Source organism: Mycobacterium sp. NS-7484 (assembly GCF_001953975.1).
Taxonomy (GTDB): domain Bacteria; phylum Actinomycetota; class Actinomycetes; order Mycobacteriales; family Mycobacteriaceae; genus Mycobacterium.
Window position 1 is genome coordinate 15067 of sequence record NZ_MBEJ01000033.1, and the last position, 21148, is coordinate 36214.

The 21148-nt window shown below is 67.8% G+C and carries 21 protein-coding genes; 14 read left to right on the top strand and 7 right to left on the bottom strand.

What is annotated here, in order from left to right:
* Positions 1-11: 11 nt before the first annotated feature.
* Positions 12-266, top strand: coding sequence for an antitoxin (locus A5733_RS07760; protein WP_076239709.1), 255 nt, complete (start codon positions 12-14; stop codon positions 264-266).
* Positions 263-697, top strand: a complete 435-nt coding sequence (locus A5733_RS07765; protein ID WP_076239710.1) for a type II toxin-antitoxin system VapC family toxin — start codon at positions 263-265, stop codon at positions 695-697. The genes A5733_RS07760 and A5733_RS07765 overlap by 4 nt, the downstream gene beginning before the upstream one ends.
* Before the next feature lie 45 nt (positions 698-742).
* On the opposite strand, the gene A5733_RS07770 is transcribed toward A5733_RS07765, so the two are convergent.
* Positions 743-1867 (bottom strand): hypothetical protein, encoded by a 1125-nt coding sequence (locus A5733_RS07770; protein ID WP_076239711.1) that lies wholly within the window; start codon positions 1865-1867, stop codon positions 743-745.
* Between the two features lie 145 nt (positions 1868-2012).
* On the opposite strand from A5733_RS07770, the gene pafA reads away from it, so the two are divergent.
* The 7 genes from pafA (at position 2013) to A5733_RS07805 (ending at position 10271) form a co-directional block, all read left to right on the top strand.
* Entirely contained in the window at positions 2013-3371 is a 1359-nt protein-coding gene (gene pafA, locus A5733_RS07775) for a Pup--protein ligase (protein WP_142253857.1), read from the top strand.
* Positions 3372-3387: 16 nt separating this feature from the next.
* On the top strand, positions 3388-4377 hold the full coding sequence (locus A5733_RS07780) for a YafY family protein (RefSeq protein ID WP_076239712.1): 990 nt from the start codon (positions 3388-3390) through the stop codon (positions 4375-4377).
* 31 nt (positions 4378-4408) lie between these two features.
* Complete coding sequence (locus tag A5733_RS07785) at positions 4409-5374, top strand: YafY family protein (protein WP_067770856.1); 966 nt, start codon at positions 4409-4411, stop codon at positions 5372-5374.
* Positions 5375-5404: 30 nt separating this feature from the next.
* Positions 5405-5644, top strand: coding sequence for a Sec-independent protein translocase subunit TatA (tatA, locus tag A5733_RS07790; RefSeq protein WP_067770857.1), 240 nt, complete (start codon positions 5405-5407; stop codon positions 5642-5644).
* Positions 5645-5720: 76 nt separating this feature from the next.
* Positions 5721-6677, top strand: coding sequence for a twin-arginine translocase subunit TatC (gene tatC, locus A5733_RS07795; RefSeq protein ID WP_076239713.1), 957 nt, complete (start codon positions 5721-5723; stop codon positions 6675-6677).
* Positions 6667-9429 carry an RNA helicase gene (locus tag A5733_RS07800; protein WP_076239714.1) on the top strand — a complete coding sequence of 921 codons (2763 nt, stop codon included), beginning with the start codon at positions 6667-6669 and terminating at the stop codon, positions 9427-9429. The genes tatC and A5733_RS07800 overlap by 11 nt, the downstream gene beginning before the upstream one ends.
* A gap of 38 nt (positions 9430-9467) precedes the next feature.
* Positions 9468-10271: a DUF4333 domain-containing protein gene (locus A5733_RS07805; protein ID WP_067770860.1), complete on the top strand. Its 804-nt coding sequence runs from the start codon at positions 9468-9470 to the stop codon at positions 10269-10271.
* Between the two features lie 84 nt (positions 10272-10355).
* Here the strand turns inward: A5733_RS07805 and A5733_RS07810 are convergent, their stop codons facing one another.
* Entirely contained in the window at positions 10356-11318 is a 963-nt protein-coding gene (locus A5733_RS07810; RefSeq protein WP_076239715.1) for a 5'-3' exonuclease, read from the bottom strand.
* The gene (locus A5733_RS07815) at positions 11315-12178 is read right to left on the bottom strand and encodes a hypothetical protein (RefSeq protein WP_067770864.1); all 864 of its coding nucleotides are present in this window, start codon (positions 12176-12178) and stop codon (positions 11315-11317) included. The genes A5733_RS07810 and A5733_RS07815 overlap by 4 nt, the downstream gene beginning before the upstream one ends.
* Positions 12179-12264: 86 nt before the next feature.
* Here A5733_RS07815 and A5733_RS07820 point away from each other — a divergent pair, with 86 nt between their 5' ends.
* Entirely contained in the window at positions 12265-13401 is a 1137-nt protein-coding gene (locus tag A5733_RS07820) for a Xaa-Pro peptidase family protein (RefSeq protein WP_076239716.1), read from the top strand.
* Here the strand turns inward: A5733_RS07820 and A5733_RS07825 are convergent.
* Entirely contained in the window at positions 13398-13823 is a 426-nt protein-coding gene (locus tag A5733_RS07825) for a F420-dependent biliverdin reductase (RefSeq protein ID WP_067770866.1), read from the bottom strand. The genes A5733_RS07820 and A5733_RS07825 overlap by 4 nt on opposite strands.
* 35 nt (positions 13824-13858) lie before the next feature.
* On the opposite strand from A5733_RS07825, the gene A5733_RS07830 reads away from it, so the two are divergent.
* Genes A5733_RS07830 through A5733_RS07845 form a run of 4 tightly spaced genes read left to right on the top strand, consistent with a single transcriptional unit; the run spans position 13859 to position 17337 of the window.
* Positions 13859-14644 carry an SDR family NAD(P)-dependent oxidoreductase gene (locus tag A5733_RS07830; RefSeq protein ID WP_076239717.1) on the top strand — a complete coding sequence of 262 codons (786 nt, stop codon included), beginning with the start codon at positions 13859-13861 and terminating at the stop codon, positions 14642-14644.
* A gap of 31 nt (positions 14645-14675) precedes the next feature.
* Positions 14676-15851 carry a precorrin-6y C5,15-methyltransferase (decarboxylating) subunit CbiE gene (gene cbiE / locus A5733_RS07835; RefSeq protein WP_076239732.1) on the top strand — a complete coding sequence of 392 codons (1176 nt, stop codon included), beginning with the start codon at positions 14676-14678 and terminating at the stop codon, positions 15849-15851.
* Complete coding sequence (gene cobM, locus A5733_RS07840) at positions 15848-16603, top strand: precorrin-4 C(11)-methyltransferase (protein WP_076239731.1); 756 nt, start codon at positions 15848-15850, stop codon at positions 16601-16603. The genes cbiE and cobM overlap by 4 nt, the downstream gene beginning before the upstream one ends.
* Complete coding sequence (locus A5733_RS07845; protein WP_076239718.1) at positions 16603-17337, top strand: cobalt-precorrin-6A reductase; 735 nt, start codon at positions 16603-16605, stop codon at positions 17335-17337. The genes cobM and A5733_RS07845 overlap by 1 nt, the downstream gene beginning before the upstream one ends.
* Positions 17338-17841: 504 nt before the next feature.
* On the opposite strand, the gene A5733_RS07850 is transcribed toward A5733_RS07845, so the two are convergent.
* From A5733_RS07850 to A5733_RS07860, 3 genes are all read right to left on the bottom strand, one after another.
* The gene (locus tag A5733_RS07850; RefSeq protein ID WP_369830915.1) at positions 17842-18945 is read right to left on the bottom strand and encodes a phosphotransferase family protein; all 1104 of its coding nucleotides are present in this window, start codon (positions 18943-18945) and stop codon (positions 17842-17844) included.
* On the bottom strand, positions 18912-19544 hold the full coding sequence (locus A5733_RS07855) for a TetR/AcrR family transcriptional regulator (RefSeq protein WP_076239720.1): 633 nt from the start codon (positions 19542-19544) through the stop codon (positions 18912-18914). The genes A5733_RS07850 and A5733_RS07855 overlap by 34 nt, the downstream gene beginning before the upstream one ends.
* Positions 19545-19629: 85 nt before the next feature.
* Positions 19630-21147 carry a precorrin-2 C(20)-methyltransferase gene (locus tag A5733_RS07860; protein WP_076239721.1) on the bottom strand — a complete coding sequence of 506 codons (1518 nt, stop codon included), beginning with the start codon at positions 21145-21147 and terminating at the stop codon, positions 19630-19632.
* Position 21148: the final 1 nt, after the last annotated feature.

The window sequence follows — 21148 nt, forward strand, 5'->3', positions numbered from 1 at the left end:
ATGCTGTCAAAATGCGGACCACGGTGACGTTGGACGACGATGTAGAGCAGTTGGTACGTCGTCGCATGGCCGAACGGCAGGTCTCGTTCAAAGTCGCCCTCAACGATGCGATCCGTGACGGAGCCGCGGGTTTGCCTGCGCCTCGCACGTTCTCCACCAGGACCGCCGACCTCGGTGTGCCGACGGTGAATCTCGATCGCGCCCTGCAGGTTGTCGCTGACTTGGAGGACGACGAGTTGATCCGCCGTCAGCATCGCGGCGCATGAGGATCGTCGATGCGAATGTGCTTCTGTATTCCGTCAATTCGTCCAGTGAGCATCATGTGGCGAGTCGCCAGTGGCTCGACGGGGCGCTGTCGGGTGCCGATGGTGTAGGCCTGGCCTGGGTGCCGATGCTGTCGTTCGTCAGATTGGTGACGAAGGCGGGTCTGTTTCCTTCCCCGTTGCGTGCGGACGAGGCGCTGGGCCGCGTCTCCGATTGGCTGTCCGCGCCCAGCGCAGTTCTGGTCAACCCGACGCCGCGCCATGCGGAAATCCTCGGTCAGATGCTTGACGCCGCCGGAGTCGGCGGCAACCTGGTCAACGATGCCCATCTGGCGGCATTGGCGGTGGAACACCGCGCCACCATCGTGTCCTACGATGCGGACTTCGGACGTTTCGACGGGGTACGGTGGGATCGCCCAGACGATCTGCTGTGAGCCCACGCGCTTGGCGCGTCACCGCCGCCGCATCGATATCGACCTTCAGCCCAGCGGGAACCGCAGCTTCGCAATGGCGGTCTCATTCCACACGGCGGCGGTGATCTCGTCGGGGCGCACGGCGAACGTCTCGCCACCGTGCTGCAGCACCGTCACCGCCACCCGGGACAGCACGTCGTAACCGGTGTCGTCGTAGTGCAGTGCGCCGGTGGCGGCTTCGATGCGGCCCAGGACGTCGACGGTGAAGTTGTACACCAGGGTGTCGACCGCACCGGCGACCGCGGCCCGGGTGATGTCGCCGATGTCGGTGACCACCAACCCCCTGCTGAGGTCGTTGCCGAATTCGTCGACGCGGTCGCTGGCCCGCTCGGCGTTCAGGGCCGGCAGTGACTCGCGGATCGCGGCGTCGATCTGATCGGCCCGCAGTTCGTCTGCCGCGCCCGGCACCGCCACAATCTGCCGCTTGTGGTCGATCCTGCGGTACATGTCCAAAAGCGGATCGGTGGCGAACAGGTACAGCGGGCGGGTCGAGGACGGATCCAGCCTCCCGAGCTCGCCGTCCACCGCGTCGGCGACCCGCTTGGCGTACTGCTCCAACAACACCTTCTTGCCCTCGTCGCCCACCAGGCGGCGCACGTGGCCGCGGTCGCGCATCGTGGCGCGGTTGGTCGCATCGGCCACGTCGATCGCATGTTCGCCGGTGAGCTCGAGCTCCTCGGCTCGCGTGCGGGCCGTGGCCTGCCACAGGTTCCAGCCGTCGGCGGACAGCGTGAGCGCGTAGGCATCCTGCGGCGTGGTGACCGCCTGGACGAGTTGGCCGATGTCGAAGTAACGGCCCACTTGCAGCTGGCTCTCCAGGGCATTGGGCAGAACGTAGACCTCATGGAAATCGTCGGCGATGAAGATCGCCACCGAACGCGACAGGCTCAGCCACAGATCGGATTCGGCAATCTGAGTCCAGCGTGCGCGTAGTTGTTCTTCGACGGCGTGCTTTGCCCCGGAATCGCGGATCGTGCGCAACGCCCGATCTATCGCGCTCTTGGCGGTCAACAGGCTCTTGTCCCGCTCGTCGGGTCCCGGTGCGGTTTCGGCATACACCGTGATGGCGTGCTCGTGTGGCTCGCCGAGACGGATCAGGTCGGCAACGTCGGGTAGTTCGTATCGGGTCATCGACACTCCTTTGTGCGGACTCGAGTCCAACCTTATGCCTGACATGGGTGCTGACCAGGGACAAAAGTTCACAACCGAGAGCGCCGCGGACACGATGGCGGCGCTTGCCCACCGTTACCGTGGACCACCCCGTAAGCTCGATAGCGTGCAGCGACGAATCATGGGCATCGAGACAGAATTCGGTGTGACCTGCACGTTCCATGGCCATCGCCGGCTCAGTCCCGACGAGGTCGCCCGCTATTTGTTCCGGCGGGTGGTGTCGTGGGGCCGCAGTTCCAACGTGTTCCTTCGCAACGGGGCTCGGTTGTACCTCGACGTGGGCAGCCACCCCGAGTATGCGACCGCCGAATGCGACAACCTGACCCAACTGGTCACCCACGACCGCGCCGGCGAGCGTGTTCTGGAGGACCTGCTGATCGACGCCGAGCAGCGGCTCGCCGACGAGGGCATCGGCGGCGACATCTACCTGTTCAAGAACAACACCGACTCGGCCGGCAACTCCTATGGCTGCCACGAGAACTACCTGATCGTGCGGGCCGGCGAGTTCTCCCGGATCTCCGATGTGCTGCTGCCGTTCCTGGTCACCCGCCAGTTGATTTGCGGCGCCGGCAAGGTGCTGCAGACGCCCAAGGCCGCCACCTACTGCCTGAGCCAGCGCGCCGAGCACATCTGGGAGGGCGTCTCGAGCGCCACCACCCGGTCGCGTCCGATCATCAACACCCGCGACGAGCCGCACGCCGACGCCGAGAAGTACCGCCGGCTGCACGTCATCGTCGGTGACTCCAACATGTGCGAGGCCACCACGATGCTCAAGGTGGGCACCGCCTCGCTGGTGCTGGAGATGATCGAGGCCGGTGTGCCGTTCCGCGACTTTTCCCTGGACAACCCGATCCGGGCCATCCGCGAGGTCAGCCATGATCTGACCGGCCGCCGCCCGGTTCGGCTGGCCGGCGGTCGGCAGGCCAGCGCGCTGGACATCCAGCGCGAGTACTACAGCCGGGCCGTGGAGTACCTGCAGACCCGCGAACCCAGCAGCCAGATCGAGCAGGTGGTCGATCTGTGGGGCCGCCAACTCGACGCGGTCGAGAGCCAGGATTTCGCGAAGGTCGACACCGAGATCGACTGGGTGATCAAGCGCAAGCTGTTCCAGCGCTACCAGGATCGCTACAACATGGAGTTGTCCGATCCGAAGATCAGCCAGCTCGATCTCGCCTACCACGACATCAAGCGCGGTCGCGGGGTGTTCGATCTGCTGCAACGCAAAGGCCTGGCCTCCCGGATCACCACCGACGAGGAGATCGACGCGGCGGTCAACACCCCGCCGCAGACCACCAGGGCCAAATTGCGCGGCGAGTTCATCAGTGCCGCACAGGAAGCCGGGCGGGATTTCACCGTTGACTGGGTGCATCTCAAGCTCAACGATCAGGCCCAGCGCACTGTGCTCTGCAAGGATCCGTTCCGGTCCGTCGATGAGCGAGTCAAGCGCCTGATCGCCAGCATGTGAGCTTTAAGCTCGTCTCGTGGCGGTATCCAAAGTCGAGCGGTTGATGAATCTTGTCATCGCCCTGCTGTCCACCCGGTCGTTCCTGCCTGCCGAGAAGATCCGCGCCAGTGTGGCCGGATACGCCGACAGTCCCAGCGACGAAGCGTTCTCCCGGATGTTCGAGCGCGACAAGAACGAGTTGCGCGATCTCGGTATCCCGTTGGAGACCGGCCGGGTGTCCAAATTCGATCCGACCGAGGGCTATCGGATCAACCGGGATTCCTACGAGCTTCCCCCGGTGCAGTTGAGTGCCGACGAGGCCGCAGCGGTGGCGGTGGCCACCCAACTGTGGCAGTCCCCGGAATTGGTCACCGCGACGCAGGGCGCGCTGCTGAAGCTGCGGGCCGCGGGGGTCGATGTCGACGCCGAAGGTGCGGGGGTGGCGATCGCATCGACCGCGACATTGCCCGGGCTGCGAGGCTCCGAAGAGGTGTTGCGAATCCTGTTGTCGGCGATCGACTCCGGTCATGCGGTGCGCTTTCGCCACCGGGCCTCGCGTAGTGCCGAGCACACCCGCCGCACCGTCGAGCCCTGGGGTGTGGTCACTCACCGCGGCCGCTGGTATCTGGTCGGGCATGACCGCGACCGCGACGACATCCGTACCTTCCGGCTGTCGCGCATCGATGCCGACGTGAGCACCGTCGGGTCGGCCGGTGCGGTGGCCAAGCCCGAGGGGGTCAATCTGCGGGAGATCGTCGCGCGTGCGGTGGCCGAACTTCCCACCGGGGAGCAAGCTCGCGTCTGGATTGCCGGTGGGCGGGCCACCGCGCTGCGTCGTCAGGCCACCGAGATCATGCCGCGCACGTTGGGCGGACGCGCAGGGGAGGAGATCACCGTCGACATCGGGATGTCAGACCGGCTGGCCCGGGAGATCGCGGGTTACGGCGCCGACGCCGTCGCGTTGGAACCCCAGTCGTTACGCGACGACGTGGTGGGGCGGTTGCGGGCGCGGGCGGGCCGCGTATGAGGGTCAGCGCGGAGCCGGAGGCGGGCCGCGCATGAGTCAGGTTTCGACCCGGCTGGTCCGGATGCTGAACATGGTCCCGTATTTCCAGGCCAACCCCAGGGTCACGCGTGATGAGGCCGCCGCCGCCCTGGGCGTCACGCGCAAGCAGCTCGACTCCGATCTGGAGCAACTGTGGATGTGCGGGCTTCCCGGTTACAGCCCCGGTGACCTCATCGACTTCGACTTCGAGGGCGACACCGTCGAAGTCACGTTCAGCGCCGGCGTGGACCGCCCGCTACGCCTGACCTCCACGGAGGCCACCGGCGTCCTCATGGCGTTGCGCACCCTGGTCGACGTGCCCGGCATGGTCGATCCGGAGGCGGCGCGCAGCGCCATCGCCAAGATCGAATCGGCCGCGGGCAGTCAACGCGCGCCCGTCGAAGAAACCGTTCCGGAGGAGACCGGTGCGGCCGGGGACGTGCGCGCCGCCGTACGTGACGGACGCGCCGTGACGTTGGAGTACTACTCGGCTTCGCGGGACTCGCTGACCACCCGCACCGTCGACCCGATCCGGGTGGTGCTGATCGGGGAGAACAGCTACCTGGAGGCGTGGTGCCGCACCGCCGAGGCGGTGCGAATGTTCCGGTTCGACCGGATCATGTCCGCCGAGCGGCTGGACGATCCTTCCGACCCGCCCTCACCGGCCGTCCAGGCCGGCACCGACACCTCGCTGTTCGATCCCGACAGCGCCGATCCGTCACTGCCGTCGGCGACCCTGGTGATCGACCGTTCGGCGTCGTGGATGTTCGACTACTACCCGCTGCGGATCGTCAACGAGCTGCCTGACGGGGCCTGCGAAGCGGTGATGACGTATGCCTCGCAGGAATGGATGGCCCGGTTCCTGCTGGGCTTCGGCTCGGCGGTGCGGGTGTTGGCGCCCGAACCACTGGCGCAGCGGGTGCAGGAATCGGCCGCCGCGGCGTTGCACGCTTACGAGACTGCCGACATCCGCGGGTAGACTCGGCACGGACGTCTGGAGGTAACCAAATTGGGTGGTCTACAACCCTGGCACTGGATCATTGTCATCGCGGTGTTCGTGCTGCTTTTCGGTGCCAAGAAGCTGCCGGACGCGGCGCGGTCGCTCGGCAAGTCGATGCGGATCTTCAAGTCCGAGATCAAGGAGATGCAGTCGGATTCGTCGGCCGAGGCGCCACCGGCCAAGCCGATTACCTCCGAGCGTGTCGAGGCGCCGGCGCCTGAGCAGTCCCCGGACCGCCACACGGCCTGACCGGTCCGGTAACCGATCGCGGTCATCGCCCCGCGATGCCGCTTCGCGCCAACCACCAGGCCTCTAAAACACTCCTGTGACCTCCGGATTCATCAAGAAACTCGATCCGCGCCGCCGCCGTTCGCGGGTCAATCCCGACGGCACGATGTCGTTGGTCGATCACCTGCACGAGCTGCGCAACCGGCTGCTCATCTCGGTGGCCGCAGTCCTGGTCACCACCATTGTCGGGTTCCTCTGGTACACCCACGGGATCTTCGGTTTCCACAGCCTCGGCGAATGGCTGCGCGGCCCCTACTGTTCGCTGCCTGATTCAGCCCGCGCGACGATTGCCCCCGACGGGGAGTGCCGGCTGCTGGCGACCGGTCCGTTCGACCAGTTCATGCTGCGCCTCAAGGTGGCGCTGGCCGCGGGCCTGGTGATGGCCTGCCCGGTGTGGCTCTACCAGCTGTGGGCGTTCATCACCCCGGGCCTGTACAAGAAGGAACGACGCTTCGCGATGGCGTTCGTCGGCTTCGGCGCCGTGCTGTTCATCGCCGGGGCGGTGCTGGCCTACGTGGTGCTGGCCACGGCGCTGGGCTTCCTGTTGACGGTCGGCAGCGACGTACAGGTCACCGCGCTGTCGGGCGAGCAATACTTCGGCTTCCTGATCAACCTGCTGTTGGTGTTCGGCATCAGCTTCGAGTTCCCGCTGCTGATCATCATGCTCAACCTGGTGGGAGTGCTCAGCTATGAGCGGCTCAAGGCCTGGCGTCGCGGATTGATCTTCGGCTTGTTCGTGTTCGCGGCGTTCGCCACCCCGGGGTCGGACCCGTTCACCATGCTGGCGTTGGCCTGCACGCTGAGCCTGCTGCTGGAGTTCGCCATCCAGATCGCGAGGTTCAACGACAAGCGCAAGGCTCGGCGCGAGGCGCTGGAGGTGCCCGAGGACGAGGCCGCGCCCATCCCGACGGTGGAGCCCGTTCCGAGACCGGACCCGGTTACCGCACCGGACTCGGGGGCATCCCGGATCGACATCGACGACGATGCCACCTGAGTCGGGTGATGCCAACGGCGGTGAACTGACCAGGTTCACCGCCGACTACCCCTTCGCACTCGACGATTTCCAGCTGCGGGCCTGCCGTGCGCTCGAAGGTGGGCACGGCGTGCTGGTCTGCGCGCCCACCGGTGCGGGCAAGACCGTGGTCGGCGAGTTCGCGGTGCACCTGGCCCTGGCGGCCGGCGGCAAATGTTTCTACACCACCCCGATCAAGGCGCTGAGCAACCAGAAGCACACCGATCTGGTGGCCCGCTACGGAGCCGACAAGATCGGGTTGCTCACCGGTGATCAGTCCATCAACGGCGACGCCGACATCGTGGTGATGACCACCGAAGTGCTGCGCAACATGCTGTACGCGAATTCTCCTGCGTTGCACGGGCTTTCCTACGTCGTGATGGACGAGGTGCACTTCCTGGCCGACCGGATGCGCGGCGCGGTGTGGGAGGAGGTGATCCTGCACCTGCCAGAAGAAGTCCTGTTGGTCAGCCTGTCGGCCACGGTCAGCAACGCCGAGGAGTTCGGCGGCTGGATCCAGACCGTGCGCGGGGACACCACCGTCGTCGTCGATGAGCACCGGCCCGTCCCGTTGTCCCAGCACATGCTCGTCGGCCGGCGGTTGTTCGATCTGTTCGAGGGCACCAACAGTGCGCTCGTCGATCCCGATCTGCTGCGCCACATCCACCACCGGCGCGAAGCCGACCGGCTGGCCGACTGGCAGCCGCGCGGGCGGGGGCGCGGTGGTGGCCGTCCGCAGCTGTACCGGCCGCCGAGCCGGCCTGACGTGATCGCCACCCTCGACGCGGAGGGTCTGCTGCCCGCCATCACCTTCGTGTTCTCCCGGGCCGGCTGTGATGCCGCAGTGCAGCAGTGTCTGCGCGCGCCGTTGCGGCTGACCACCGACGAGGAGCGCGCGCGGATCGCGGCGATCGTGGACCGGCGCTGCGCCGATCTGGCCGAATCCGATCTGATCGTGCTGGACTATCACCAGTGGCGGGAAGGTCTGCTGCGCGGATTGGCCGCCCACCACGCCGGCATGCTGCCGGTGTTCCGGCACACCGTCGAGGAGCTGTTCACCGCGGGTCTGGTCAAGGCGGTGTTCGCCACCGAGACCCTGGCGCTGGGCATCAACATGCCGGCCCGCACCGTGGTGCTCGAGCGGCTGGTGAAGTTCAACGGTGAGCAGCATGTGCCGTTGACGCCGGGGGAGTACACCCAGCTGACCGGACGGGCCGGACGGCGCGGGATCGACGTCGAAGGCCACGCCGTGGTGCTGTGGCGGCCCGACGACAGCAACGCCGAACCCGCCGAAGTGGCCGGCCTGGCCTCGACCCGGACCTTCCCGCTGCGCAGCTCGTTCGCCCCCAGCTACAACATGACCATCAACCTGGTGCAGCAGATGGGGCCCGAACAAGCCCGCAAGCTGCTGGAGCGATCGTTTGCCCAGTACCAGGCGGACCGATCGGTCGTCGGCCTGGTGCGCGGTATCGCCCGCGGTGAGCGGATGATGGGCGAGCTGGCCGCAGAACTCGGCGGAAAAGACGCACCGATCCTGGACTACGTCCGGCTGCGGTCCAAGATCGGGGAACGCGAGCGGGCGCAGTCGCGGGCCTCACGGCTGCAACGGCGCCAGGCCGCCACCGACGCGCTGGCCGGCTTGCGTCGCGGTGACATCATCACGATCACCCACGGGCGACGCGGCGGATTGGCCGTGGTGCTGGAGCCGGCCGAACGCCACAGTGACGACCCGAGACCACTCGTGCTGACCGAACACCGTTGGGCCGGGCGGATTTCGTCGGCCGACTATTCCGGAGCCTCGGCCCCCTTGGGCACGATGGCCCTGCCCAAGCGAGTGGAGCACCGTCAGCCGCGGGTGCGGCGAGACCTGGCGTCGGCGCTGCGCTCGGCAGCGGCCGATCTGTCGGTGCCCTCGAAGCGCGCGAGCCGGGGTGCCGGGGCACCGGAACGCGACGTGGATCCCGAACTGGCCGATCTGCGTGATCAACTGCGCCATCACCCGGCGCACCAGTTGCCCGACCGTGAGGCCAAGGCCCGGATCGCCGAACGCTACCTGCGCATCGAACGCGACAACGCCCAGATTCAGCAGAAGGTCAATGCGGCGACGAACTCGTTGGCCCGCACGTTCGACCGGATCGTGGCGCTGCTGAGCGAACGTGGATTCATCAGCGCCGACAGCGACGAGTCCGGTCCGAATCTCAAGGTGACCGACGCCGGGCGACTGCTGGCCCGCATCTACAGCGAGAGCGATCTGCTGGTGGCCGAATGCCTGCGCGGTCGGCTGTGGGAAGGCCTGCAACCGGCGGAGCTGGCGGGGGTGCTCTCGGCGGTGCTCTTCGAGTCACGTGGGGACGCCGCAGGCGGCGTGCTCGGAATCGATGTTCCGACCGAAGGATTGCGGCGCGCGCTGGCCAAGACCCGCCGCATGTCGGCAGACCTGCGTGGTGACGAACAACGGCACCGCCTGGCACCGAGCCGCGAACCCGACGAGGGATTCGTCACCGCGGTCTACCGTTGGGCCAACACCGGTGATCTGGCCGTCGCGCTGGAGGCCTCGGATGTGAACGGCTCGGGCACCGCGCTGTCGGCCGGTGATTTCGTGCGGTGGTGCCGTCAGGTGCTCGACCTGCTCGACCAGGTGCGCAATTCCGCGCCGACATCAAGCCTGCGCAATACCGCGAAACGCGCTGTCAACGACGTTCGGCGCGGCGTTGTTGCTGTTGATGCGGGGTAGGGTGTTTTGGCGACACCCGAACAGGATCAAGGAGAATCATGAGCGGACCGCAGGGATCTGACCAGGGACAGCAGTGGCCCGGTCAGCAGCCTGAGCCCGGTAAGGACCAGCCTTCGGGTGCCGAGGCCTGGCAGCCGCCGACCCCTGGTTCCGAGGACGCCACGACGCACACACCGGCCTGGCAACCGCCGGCATATACGCCGCAGCAGTACCCGTCGTACCAACCGCCTGCACCGGGTGTCCAGCAGCCGGATTATTCGCAACCGCAACAGCCCCAGCAGCCGCAGTACCCCGGGACCGAGCAGTACGGTCAGCAGGCCTACCCGCCGCCCGGCCAGGCGCCGCAATACCCCCAGATGCCCGGTTATGGGCAACCGCCCCAGTTCGGGCAGCCGGGGCAGCCCCCGCAATACGGGCAGCCGGGACAGTACGGTCAGCCCGGCCAATACGGCGCCCCCGGCCAGTTCGGGCAGTACGGTGTGCCGGGTTCTGAGGAAGGCTCCAAGCGTTCGCTGGCGATGATCGGCGGTATCGGCGGCGGCCTGGTGGTCCTGTTGCTGGCCATCATCGCGGTGACCGCGTTCTGGCTGCCCGGATGGGCGGTCACCACCAAGCTCGACATCAACAAGGCCCAGAGCGGTGTCGAGCAGATCCTGACCGACAAGACCAATGGCTACGGCGCCACGAAGGTCACCGGCGTCAAGTGCAACGACGGCGAAAACCCCACGGTCAAAAAGGATTCGACGTTCGACTGCGAGGTGACGATCGACGGCACCAAGCGCAAGGTCACGGTCACCTTCAAAGACGACAAGGGCACCTACGAGGTCGGCCGGCCCAAGTAGGCGTGCGCCCCCGCCGTTTTCCACCTGAGGGTCGCTGCGCCGCGCTGCGAATGACCCTGCGGTGGAAAACGGTGACGAGGACTGTCAGTGCCCGGGCAGTTGGTCCAGCGCCGTCTGCAACCGGCCGATCGACGAGGTGACCCCGTACGCGGCGGCCAGAGCGGCCACCCGGGCCGGGTCGGCGGCCGCCAGCGGCAGTGCATCGGTGGTGGTCGACAGCTGCACCGGAGCATCGGTGGCCACCCGCACCACCGGCTCGGCTGCGGCAATGTACTCGGCGGCGGCCCGCAGTTTGGTCCGATGTGCTTTGGACAGTGAGGATTTCGGGTCTTCGACGGCTGCCTGGATGCCCTGTAGTGAGCCGTGCCGGGCCAACAGCGTGGCGGCGGTCTTCTCGCCGATACCGGCGACGCCGGGCAGTCCGTCGGACGGGTCGCCGCGCAGCAGCGCCAACTCCGCGTAGGCCGGTCCGGCGCGGTCGATGGGCACCCCATAGATGTCGGCGACCTCGGCCGGCCCGTACTTCGTCGCCTTGGCCAACCCTCGGCCGATGTAGAGGACCCGCACGGTGGGGGCGGGGTCATCGCGGACCAACTGCAGCAGATCGCGATCACCGCTGACCACCACCACCGAGTCCTGCTGTTCGGCCGTGGCCAGCGTGCCCAGCACGTCGTCCGCCTCGAACCCAGCCGCCCCGGCCGTCGCGATACCGAACGCGTCGAGCAATTCCATGATCATGGCCACCTGCGGCGTGAGGTCGTCGGGAACCTCCTCGACATCAGGGGTTCCGTCCGGGCGGGGCTCCTCGACCCGATGTGCCTTGTACGACGGCACCAGGTCGACGCGCCACTGTGGCCGCCAGTCGTCGTCGCGGCACACCACCAACCGTCTTGGCCGTTCCCGGGTCACTAGCGTGGCGATCGAGTCCAGGAACCCGCGCACCGCGTTCACGGGTCGGCCGTCGGGTGCCTTGATCGAGGACGGCACACCGAAGTACGACCGGAACCACATGCTGGCCCCGTCGAGCAGCAGAACAGGGTCGCTCACGACATCCTCCCGAAAACATAGGACGCGGCGGTGACCGCTTTGCCGCCCGCACCTTCGTCGTGCAGGGTGGCCCGAACCGCGACGGTGCCCGCCGCGCCGGAAAGGACCTGGGTGTCGACCCGGAACGGACCGGTCTTGCCCCGGGCCAGGAACATCACGTGCGACGAAAGGCCTTGGAGCGCCTCGGTCTTCGCGGCATCTACGGCACTCTCCATGGCGGCGGTCTCCAGGATCACGAACTGCGGGCCGATGTGCAGCGCGGCGTCGGGGGAGGCCACCTCGACCGCCAACCGCGGCAGGGCCCAGTGCCCGGCTCCATCTCCGTCGTCGCGTTTGTGGCCGCCGAACACCTGCCACAGCGGCGGCAGATCGGGACTGTCGACGACGTCGATCGGATCGACAGGCATCTTCTGCAGGCCCTCGGGCGGAACGCCGATGGACACCCCCTGACCCTCGGTGAGTGCCACCACCCGCGCCGGGTTGTCGGCATCGACGATGACCGAGCGGCTGTAGGCCATCTGCCTGCCCTGCTTGAGCACCTCGGTGTCGACGCGGATGCGCTTGACGTCGCGAGCCGGATCGAGCAGCTGACAGGAATGCACGACCGGGTTCGGTACCGCTTCCAGATCACTGACCCCGCCGCTGTCGGGCGAGGAGATGCCAAGCACAGCCAGCAGCAGCCCGCCGGTCGGATTGCGCATGTCGTGGCGCAGCGTCACGGTGTCGTCGGCCGGGCCCAGGTCCATCGAGGAGTAGGTGCGGCCCAGGTACCGATAGCTCAGCAGGCCACCCCAGCGCTTCTGTAGCTCGGCGGCGTACGCCTGCGGATCGTCGGTGAGATCGCGGATATCACGCAACATTCCAGCGACAGTAGCCGGTGGGCGCCGTGGACCTGGCCGGACACTCGGACAGATACCGCGGCGGTGCAGACGTTAGCCTCGAAACCATGACCGAAAGCCGATTCAGCACCGATGTCTACGCCCACCGGCTCGCCGCCGCCGCGTCAGCCGCAGCCGATGCCAGTTTGGCCGGCCTGGTCATCACGCCGGGCTATGACCTGCGGTACCTGACCGGATCCCGGGCGCAGACCTTCGAGCGGCTGACGGCGCTGGTGTTGCCTGCCGTCGGTGATCCCACGATCGTGGTGCCGCGCCTGGAGCTGGCCGCACTGCGCGAGTCGGCGGTTACCGAACTCGGTGTGACAGTTCGTGATTGGGTGGACGGCCAGAACCCGTACCAGATGGTGGTCGACGCACTCGGCGGGCCGGGCCACGCTGTTGCGGTCACCGATGCGATGCCGGCGCTGCACCTGCTGCCGCTCGCCGAACTGCTCGGGGTGGTCCCGGTGCTGGCCACCGACGTGCTGCGGCGCCTGCGGATGATCAAGGACCCGGCCGAGATCGACGCCCTGCGCAAGGCCGGCGCGGCGATCGACCGGGTGCACGCCAGGGTTCCGGAGTTCCTGGTGCCCGGCCGCACCGAGGCCGACGTGGCCGCGGACATCGCTGAAGCGATTGTGGCCGAAGGGCATTCGGAGGTGGCGTTCATCATCGTCGGCTCCGGACCCAACGGTGCCGACCCGCACCACGAATGCTCAGATCGCGAGCTGCGCGCCGGCGACATCGTCGTCGTCGACATCGGCGGACCCTACGAGCCTGGCTACAACTCCGACTCCACGCGCACCTATTCCCTCGGCGAACCGGATCCCGAGGTCGCGCGACGCTACGCGGTGCTGCAGCGGGCCCAGCAGGCCGCGGTGGCGGCGGTGCGGCCGGGAGTGACGGCCGAACAGGTCGACGCGGCCGCCCGCGACGTCCTGGCTGACGAGGGGCTGGCCGAGGCATTCGTGCACCGCACCGGACACGGCATCGGATTGTCGGTTCACGAAGAGCCCTACATCGTGGCCGGCAATGCTCTGCCGCTCGAAGCGGGGATGGCGTTCAGCGTGGAGCCCGGCGTGTACTTCCCCGGCCAGTGGGGTGCGCGGATCGAAGACATCGTCGTGGTCACCGCCGACGGCGCGGAATCGGTCAACAACCAGCCGCACGATCTCGTCGTGGTGCCGGTGGGCCAGCCGGATTAGTTCTCGCCGCGGTCCAGCAGCTCCGAGGAACCCAGTACGCGCTCGATGCGCACCTCGATCACCACGCGGTTGGGATTGACCCGCGGGGTGCGGTACCGCTGGGCGTACCGCAGCTCGGCGTCGCGGACCGCGTCCGGCTCGCTGCTCACGGTGGACTTGCCTTCCAGCGACAACCAGCGGGCGCCGTCGACCTGACTGAGTACCGCGATGCCGCGCTCATGCGCGTTCACCGCTTTTTGCGATCCGCCGTTGGTGATCACCCGGGCGATGTGGGTCTTGGGATCGAACGTGAAGCCGACCGCCACCACGTGCGGGGAATTGTCCGAGCGCAGGGTGGTCAGCATTGCCAGATGACGTTCGGTGAGGAACGCCAGCGCCTCGTTGGTGAGCTTGGTGGTCGCCTTGCCACGAGATGTAGCCATCGGGGTCCACGCTAGCGCAGGACATAATCGCTGCCATGGAGGACACGGCAGACACGGCGGACACGGCGGACACGGCCGGCACGGTTCCCCGTGTCGTGGTGATTTTCGGCGGCCGCAGCGAGATCGGTGTCGAACTGGCCGTCCGGCTCGCCCCCGGCGCGGTCGTCGTGCTGGCGGCCCGGCGCGCCGAACAGCTGGGCGAGCAGGTCGCCGCGGTGCGGGCAGGCGGTGCGGTCGAGGTGCACACCCGCGAGTTCGACGCCGACGACACCGCGGGCCACGCGGGCCTGGTCGAGGCGATCGAAGCCGACCATGGGCCGATCGAGACCGCGGTGCTGGCCTTCGGGGTGCTCGGCGACCAGGACCGGGCCGAGGGCGATTCCGCCCACACGGTCGCGGTCGTGCACACCGACTACGTGGCCCAGGTCAGCCTGCTCACGGTGCTGGCCCAGCGCATGCGCGCCGCCGGCCGGGGTCGACTGGTGGTGTTCTCCTCGATCGCCGGGGCGCGGGCCCGCCGCGCCAACTACGTTTACGGCTCGGCCAAGGCCGGGCTGGACGCGTTCGCCAGTGGCCTGACCGATGCCCTGCACGGCACCGCGGTGCAGCTGCTGATCGTGCGGCCCGGGTTTGTGATCGGCCGGATGACCGCGGGCATGGACCCCGCACCCTTCTCCAGCACGCCGGCTCAGGTGGCCGACGCCACCGCCACCGCGCTGAACCGCGGTAAACGCGCCGTGTGGGTGCCATGGGTGATCCGGCCGATGATCTTCGTGACGAGGTTTGTGCCGCGGCCGATCTGGCGCAGGATGCCGCGATGATGAGCGCTTGCGCGAAGAACGGAAGGCCTTGATGATCACAGTGGTTGGCATCGGGGCCGACGGGATGGCGGGTTTGTCGCAGACCTCCCGTGACGAGTTGGCGAAAGCCACCGTGGTGTACGGCTCGCCGCGCCAACTGGAGTTGCTCGACGACAGCGTCACGCCGGACCGTCGCGAATGGCCGTCGCCGATGCTGCCCGCCCTGCCGACGCTGTTCGACGGGGATGGAGACGTGCACGTGGTGGCGAGCGGAGATCCGCTGCTGCACGGTATCGGCGCGACACTGATCCGGTTGTTCGGCGCTCAGCGGGTCCGGGTGCTGCCGCATGTGTCGAGTGTGACGTTGGCGTGCGCACGGATGGGCTGGCCGGTACAGGACACCGAGGTGATCAGCCTGGTCACGGCCGCGCCACACACCGCGGTCCGCCGCGGCGGGCGGGCGATCGTGCTGTCGCGTGACGCCGACACCCCCGCCACGCTGGCCCGGCTGTTGAGCGAATCCGGCCGGGGCGATTCGGAATTGGCCGTGCTGCAGCAGTTGGGTGGCCTGGGGGAGCAGCGGCACGACGGCACAGCGCGGGACTGGGCGACGACACCGCCGGCCGGAATCGACGACCTCAACGTGATCGCGGTGGCCTACCTTCCTGAAGGGCGACGGGCCCAGGCGTTACCCGACGAGGCGTTCGCCCATGACGGCCAGCTGACCAAGCAGTCCATCCGGGCCGTCACCCTGGCCGCACTGGGACCCCGGCCCGGGGAATTGCTGTGGGACGTCGGCTCCGGATCGGGCAGCGTCGCGATCGAATGGGCGCGCGGCGCACCCGGTTGCGCCGCGGTGGCATTCGAACGTGACGAACAGCGCCGTGACCGGATTCTGAGCAACGTCAAGGCCTTCGGGGTCAGGGTGGACGTGCGCGGCGGTGCGCCAGAGTCGCTCGACGGTGCTCCCGATCCTGACGTGATCTTCATCGGCGGCGGTGTCACCCAGCCCGGCGTGCTGCAGGCCTGTTTCGATCGCTTGCCCTCCGGTGGTCGGCTGGTGGTCAACGCGGTCACTCTGGAATCGGAAGCGGTTGTTGCGCAGTGGTATTCGAAGGAAGGTGGCGAGGTGCGGCGTTATCAGCACTATCAGGGCGGTGCGATCGGCGGGTTCACCGGCTGGCGCCCGGCGCTGCCGGTGACCCAGTGGGCGGTGGTCAAGCCGTGACGGTGTACTTCATCGGTGCCGGCCCCGGTGCCGCCGACCTCATCACCGTGCGCGGTGCCCGCATCCTGGGCAACTGCCCGGTGTGCCTGTACGCCGGGTCGATCATGCCCGACGACCTTTTGGCGCTGTGCCCGTCGGACGCGAAGATCGTCGACACCGGGCCGCTGAATCTGGACCAGATCATGGACGAGGTGGTGGCCGCGGACAAGGCGGGCCTGGACGTGGCGCGGCTTCATTCCGGCGATCCGTCGATCTACAGTGCGTTGGCCGAGCAGTGCCGCCGCCTTGACGACCTGGGCGTCAGATACGAGATCGTGCCCGGTGTACCGGCATTCGCAGCTGTGGCTGCCGCGCTGGGCCGAGAGCTCACCGTTCCGGGGGTGGCCCAGACCGTGACCTTGAGCCGGGTGGCGACGTTGTCTACGGCGATGCCCGAAGGTGAGGACCTGCGTACCCTGTCGGCACCGGGAGCCACGTTGGTGCTGCATCTGGCCGCCGCCCAGATCGACAACATCGTCCCGCAGCTCATCGACGGTGGATACCGTCCCGAAACACCCTGTGCCGTGGTGGCCTTCGCCAGCTGGCCGCAGGAGATCGTGCTGCGCGGCACGCTCGCCGACATCGCCGGGCAGATGCATGCCGCCAAGGTGACCAAGACCGCGGTGATCGTGGTGGGCGATGTGCTTGCCGCCGAGGGCTTTTCGGACAGCTACCTGTACTCTTCGGGGCGGCGTCGCGGGGCGACCCACTGATGAAAGTTCTGCTGCTCGGCGGAACCGGTGAGGCGCGGGCGCTGGCCGCGGCCCTGCATCCAGAGGTCGAGGTGATCAGCTCGCTGGCCGGGCGGGTTCCGGATCCGGCGCTGCCCGTGGGGCCGGTGCGCATCGGGGGTTTCGGTGGTGTCGACGGCCTGCGCCGCTGGCTCGTCGACGAACACGTCGACGCCGTCGTGGACGCCACGCATCCCTTCGCCGCGACCATCACCGCGCACGCGGCACAGGTGTGCGCCGAACTCGGGGTGCCGCATCTGGTCCTGGCCCGGCCGGCCTGGGCGCCAGGATCGGCGATCGTCGTGGGATCGGACACCGAAGCCGCCGAAACCGTGACGGGCAACGGCTATTCACGGGTCTTTCTGACCACCGGCAGATCCGGCACCCGGGCGTTCAAGGGCGTCGACGCGTGGTTTCTGATCCGGGCCGTCACCGCGCCGGACATTGACACCCTGCCCACCGACCATCAGCTGCTGCTGTCACGCGGTCCGTACGACTACGACGGTGAGCTGGCTCTGTTGCGCGCGCACCGGATCGACGCGCTGGTGACCAAGAACAGCGGGGGCGCGATGACCGAGCCCAAGCTGCGGGCGGCCGAGGCGGCGGGGGTTCCGGTGGTGATGGTGGACCGCCCGCCGCTACCGCCGGGTGTTCAGACGGTGGCCACGGTCGAGGAGGCGGTGAACTGGGTCCGGGATGGACTCGACGTTTCGTGATCCGTCGGTGACGCGGGCCGTCAAGTGGGTGCACCATGTGTGTGCCGATCGTTTATGACCTCACGCGGCGCGGTCCCATCAATCCAGACGGGTTTGCGATGTGCCCGCCTGTTAGCGACAACCGAGCGACAATCGCCACGCTGGTCACCATCCACCTCACTAAACCCGTTGTCGCTCATGGTTTTTAACGCTCCAGCACCACGGGCCGCATAGGCATCATCTGCCCAATGTCCACCTGTCAGCGACTCTGTCGCTGACAGGTGGACAGCCCAAAATCCGTGGCGTAAGGGGCTTTTGGGTACTGCAGTGACATAAGTAAACATTGGGTGCGTGACGAACGGTGCCTCTGGTTCTCGTGTGGCGATTGTCGCTGAAAAGTCGCGCATAGGCGGGCAAGTCGTCACCCCGCGCCGCCTGTGCAACACGCCGAAGACTTTCTGTGCCCAGGTCGACAGACATGATGGTGGCCTGGAAGTCGTGGAGGAGCGGGCAGCGCCTGTGAGGCTAGATATTGATCAGATCGAGCGTGCCGAGTTCGCGGATCGCCTGGCAGCCACGCTGCGCCATCACCACCATCATGTCGTCACCGCGTTCGGTGGAGGTGGCGAAGGCCGTGCCCAGCACGGTGATCAACGGCGCTTGCAGCATGCCCAAACGGTAGTCGTGCCAACATGTTTCACGGTCGTAGCCGGTCACGCCGTGCGACAGTAACCGGTCGTGGTACGCCCCGACCAGGTCGGCTTCCACCGCGGCCCGGATCGCAGGATCCAGGCTGGTCGCGGTGAAGTAGGACAGATCGCGGGCCGGCAGGCCGGACCCCAGCGTCTGCCAGTCCACCACGGTGATCCGGCTGCGGTCGGGGTCGAACAACATGTTGTCCAGTCGGTAATCGCCGTGCAGGATGGCGAATCGATCGGGTTCGGCCAGCAGCCAGGGGGTGACGACCGACATCGCTGTGCGCAGGGTGTCCTGGTCCTCGGCGCTCAGGCGCGCCCCGAGCTTGTCCAGGGTGATGTCGGCGGCCATCTTGGCGACGTCACCGAAACCCTTGGCGGAGTCGGGTTCCGGCTTGGGCATCGCGATACCGGGAAAGTTGGCCCATTGCGGGTCGGCCCAGGTCGGCCCATGCAGGTCGGCGAGCGCCAGCACCGCGAGGTGTGCCTCGGCGGGCGTGCACCCGGCGATCTGGTCGCCCTGTTCGGCCGGCGCCAGGTCGGCCAGCAGTAGGACGAAATCGGATCCCTCTCCGGCGATTTCGCAGTGATGACAGTGTGGTACCGGGATCTGCACGTGATCGGCGACGTTGGTGTAGAAGGCGTGCTCTGAGCGGTAACCGATGGAGACCCGGTCGCGCACGGTCTCATCTTGCGATGGCAGTTTGATCGCGAAGGTGGCCGGCAGGTGGCTGTCGCCGCGGTAGGTCACCGACACCCGGTAGGTGGCGCCGGTCTGTCCGGTGCCGATCGGCGCGGTGTGCACCGTGTCCACCTCGGCGCCCAGGATCTGCGACAGCCATCCGGCGGTCACCTCGTCAGGCTTGCTCGGAATGGACCTCGGGAGCGATCCGGCGGCGGTCACTGCACTGTCCCGTAGATCGTGCCCATCCACATCGCCTCTGCGCCTTCCAGTAGTTCGTGACGGGCCAGCGACCCGCCGATGATGATTCGTTCGACCAGTCGATCGTTGAGTTCCATCAGCAGGCTGGCCAGCACCCGCGGGTCGGGTCCGTCCGGAGCGCGGCCGTCGGCGCGTTCGGCGGCGATCACCGCGGCGACCGTGGGGACGAACGACTCTCGGGCCTCGTCCCACATGTCACGCACGGCGCTGTTGGCTGCGCGGGCCTCCCACATCGCCTGGAACAGATAGCGGTGATCCTCGGCCGTCTGCAGCACCGCCTCCAGTGTGTCGCGGACGCGAGACCGCGGTGGTTGGGCAGTGTCGGCCAGGATCGTGTTGGCCGCCAACAGCGCGTCGTGCATGGGTTCGAGCAACGCGGCCACCGCGGCGGCCTTGTTCTCGAAATAGAAGTAGAAGGCCGAGCGTCCCACCCCGGCCTGCCGGGCCACCTCGGCGATGTTGAGCGCGTCGAACCCGGTCTGCTTCAAGTGTTCATCGAGGGCGGCGAGGATCGCAGCGCGACGTTGGTCGCTGCGCTGCGGTTGCCGACGGTCCAGCGGTGACCGCGTGGGTGCGCCCGGTGATGTCACGGATCTCCCTCGAATGGGTGTGACGCCGGACACTATCGGGCTTTCTGACAGCAGTCAACAAAAATCGACGTGAGTCAGAGCGGTGTCAGCCAGGGTAGTTGCGGGGGGTGAACACCCGGTCCTCGGTTGTGTCGCCGGCCGCCGACCCCGTGTACCACTGCGTCTGCGACGAGCCGATGATCAGCATGGTCCGCATGTCGACCTGCGCCGGATCGAGATCGGCCAGTCGCACCACGCTTACCCGTTCACCGGGTCCGGGCTCGGCACCCGACACGGCGCGCCCGACGACCACCGGCGTGCTCGGATCGCGGTACTCGAGCAGCAGCTCGCGCATGGCCTCCACCTGCCAGGTCCGGGTCTTCGACGCCGGGTTGTAGATCGCCAGGGCCAGATCTGCCTTCGCCGCAGCGGTGAGCCGGGCGGCGATCACCTCCCACGGCTTGAGCCGATCGGACAGCGAGATCACCGCGTAGTCGTGGCCGAGGGGCGCCCCGACCCGGCTGGCGACCGCCTGTGCTGCCGTCATCGCCGGAATCACCCGGACCTCGACCCCGGGCCACAGTTTGGCCTCCTCCAGTACCGCGGTGGCCATGGCGAACACGCCTGGATCTCCTGAGGAGACCACGGCGACGGTGCGGCCCTGCTGGGCCAGCTTGCAGGCGAGCTGCGCGCGGGCCGGCTCGTCGGTGTTGTCGCTGGGGTGGTGATGCTGGCCGGCGCGGGCACCGACCCGGTCGAGATACGGGCCATAGCCGATCAGATCGGTGGCGGCGGCCAGCTCGCGACGGGTTTGCGGGGTCATCCAGTCCGAGTCACCGGGCCCGAGCCCGACCACCACCACGCTGCCCTGCGCCGTCACTGACCGGGAGCGGCCCGGGACCATCGCCAGCGAGAAGTACGGCACCTTGGCCTCACCACCGACCTCGCCGGCGGGGGACACCCGCTGCCGATCGGTGCTGGCCCGCTCGACGTAGTACGCCTCATCCAGCCGCCCGGTGGACGACAGCGCCTCCCGCACCCGGGTGTAGGACCGGCCCAGCTTCATCACCACCGCGGCGTCGGTGTCGGCCAGTCGGCGCTCCAACTCGGCGGTGGGCAGGGTGCCGGGCAGGATGGTCAGCACGTCATCGCCCTGCACCAGCGGGGTGCCGGTGGCGGCCGAGGCCGCACTGACCGAGGTGACCCCGGGCACGATGACGGCGTCAAACCGTTCGGTCAGCCGGGTGTGCATGTGCATGTACGAGCTGTAGAACAGCGGATCGCCCTCGGCCAGCAGGGCCACGTCACGGCCGGCCTCCAAGTGGGCGGCGATGCGCTCGGCAGCGGCGGTGTAGAAGTCCTCCATCGCGCCGACGTACCCGCCGGGATGCTCGGTGGTCTCGGTGGTGACGGGATAGACCAGGTGTTCTTCGAGCTGGCCGGCCCGCAGATACGGCTCGGCAATTCCCCTGGCAATACTGTGCCCGTGTTTGGCGCTGTGGTAGGCGACCACGTCGGCGGCCCCGATGAGCCGGGCTGCCTTGACCGTGACGAGTTCTGGATCGCCCGGGCCCAGGCCGACGCCGTAGAGGGTGCCTTGTTTCTCTTGTGGCTGGTCCTGCACA

Bases quoted from the DNA above. Each gene is read 5' to 3' on its own strand.
- A5733_RS07760 (WP_076239709.1), top strand. From the start codon at position 12: ATGCGGACCACGGTGACGTTGGACGACGATGTAGAGCAGTTGGTACGT.
- A5733_RS07765 (WP_076239710.1), top strand. From the start codon at position 263: ATGAGGATCGTCGATGCGAATGTGCTTCTGTATTCCGTCAATTCGTCC.
- A5733_RS07770 (WP_076239711.1), bottom strand. From the start codon at position 1,867: ATGACCCGATACGAACTACCCGACGTTGCCGACCTGATCCGTCTCGGC.
- A5733_RS07785 (WP_067770856.1), top strand. From the start codon at position 4,409: ATGAGTCAGGTTTCGACCCGGCTGGTCCGGATGCTGAACATGGTCCCG.
- A5733_RS07800 (WP_076239714.1), top strand. From the start codon at position 6,667: ATGCCACCTGAGTCGGGTGATGCCAACGGCGGTGAACTGACCAGGTTC.
- A5733_RS07805 (WP_067770860.1), top strand. From the start codon at position 9,468: ATGAGCGGACCGCAGGGATCTGACCAGGGACAGCAGTGGCCCGGTCAG.
- A5733_RS07815 (WP_067770864.1), bottom strand. From the start codon at position 12,178: ATGTTGCGTGATATCCGCGATCTCACCGACGATCCGCAGGCGTACGCC.
- A5733_RS07820 (WP_076239716.1), top strand. From the start codon at position 12,265: ATGACCGAAAGCCGATTCAGCACCGATGTCTACGCCCACCGGCTCGCC.
- A5733_RS07825 (WP_067770866.1), bottom strand. From the start codon at position 13,823: ATGGCTACATCTCGTGGCAAGGCGACCACCAAGCTCACCAACGAGGCG.
- A5733_RS07830 (WP_076239717.1), top strand. From the start codon at position 13,859: ATGGAGGACACGGCAGACACGGCGGACACGGCGGACACGGCCGGCACG.
- cbiE (WP_076239732.1), top strand. From the start codon at position 14,676: ATGATCACAGTGGTTGGCATCGGGGCCGACGGGATGGCGGGTTTGTCG.
- A5733_RS07845 (WP_076239718.1), top strand. From the start codon at position 16,603: ATGAAAGTTCTGCTGCTCGGCGGAACCGGTGAGGCGCGGGCGCTGGCC.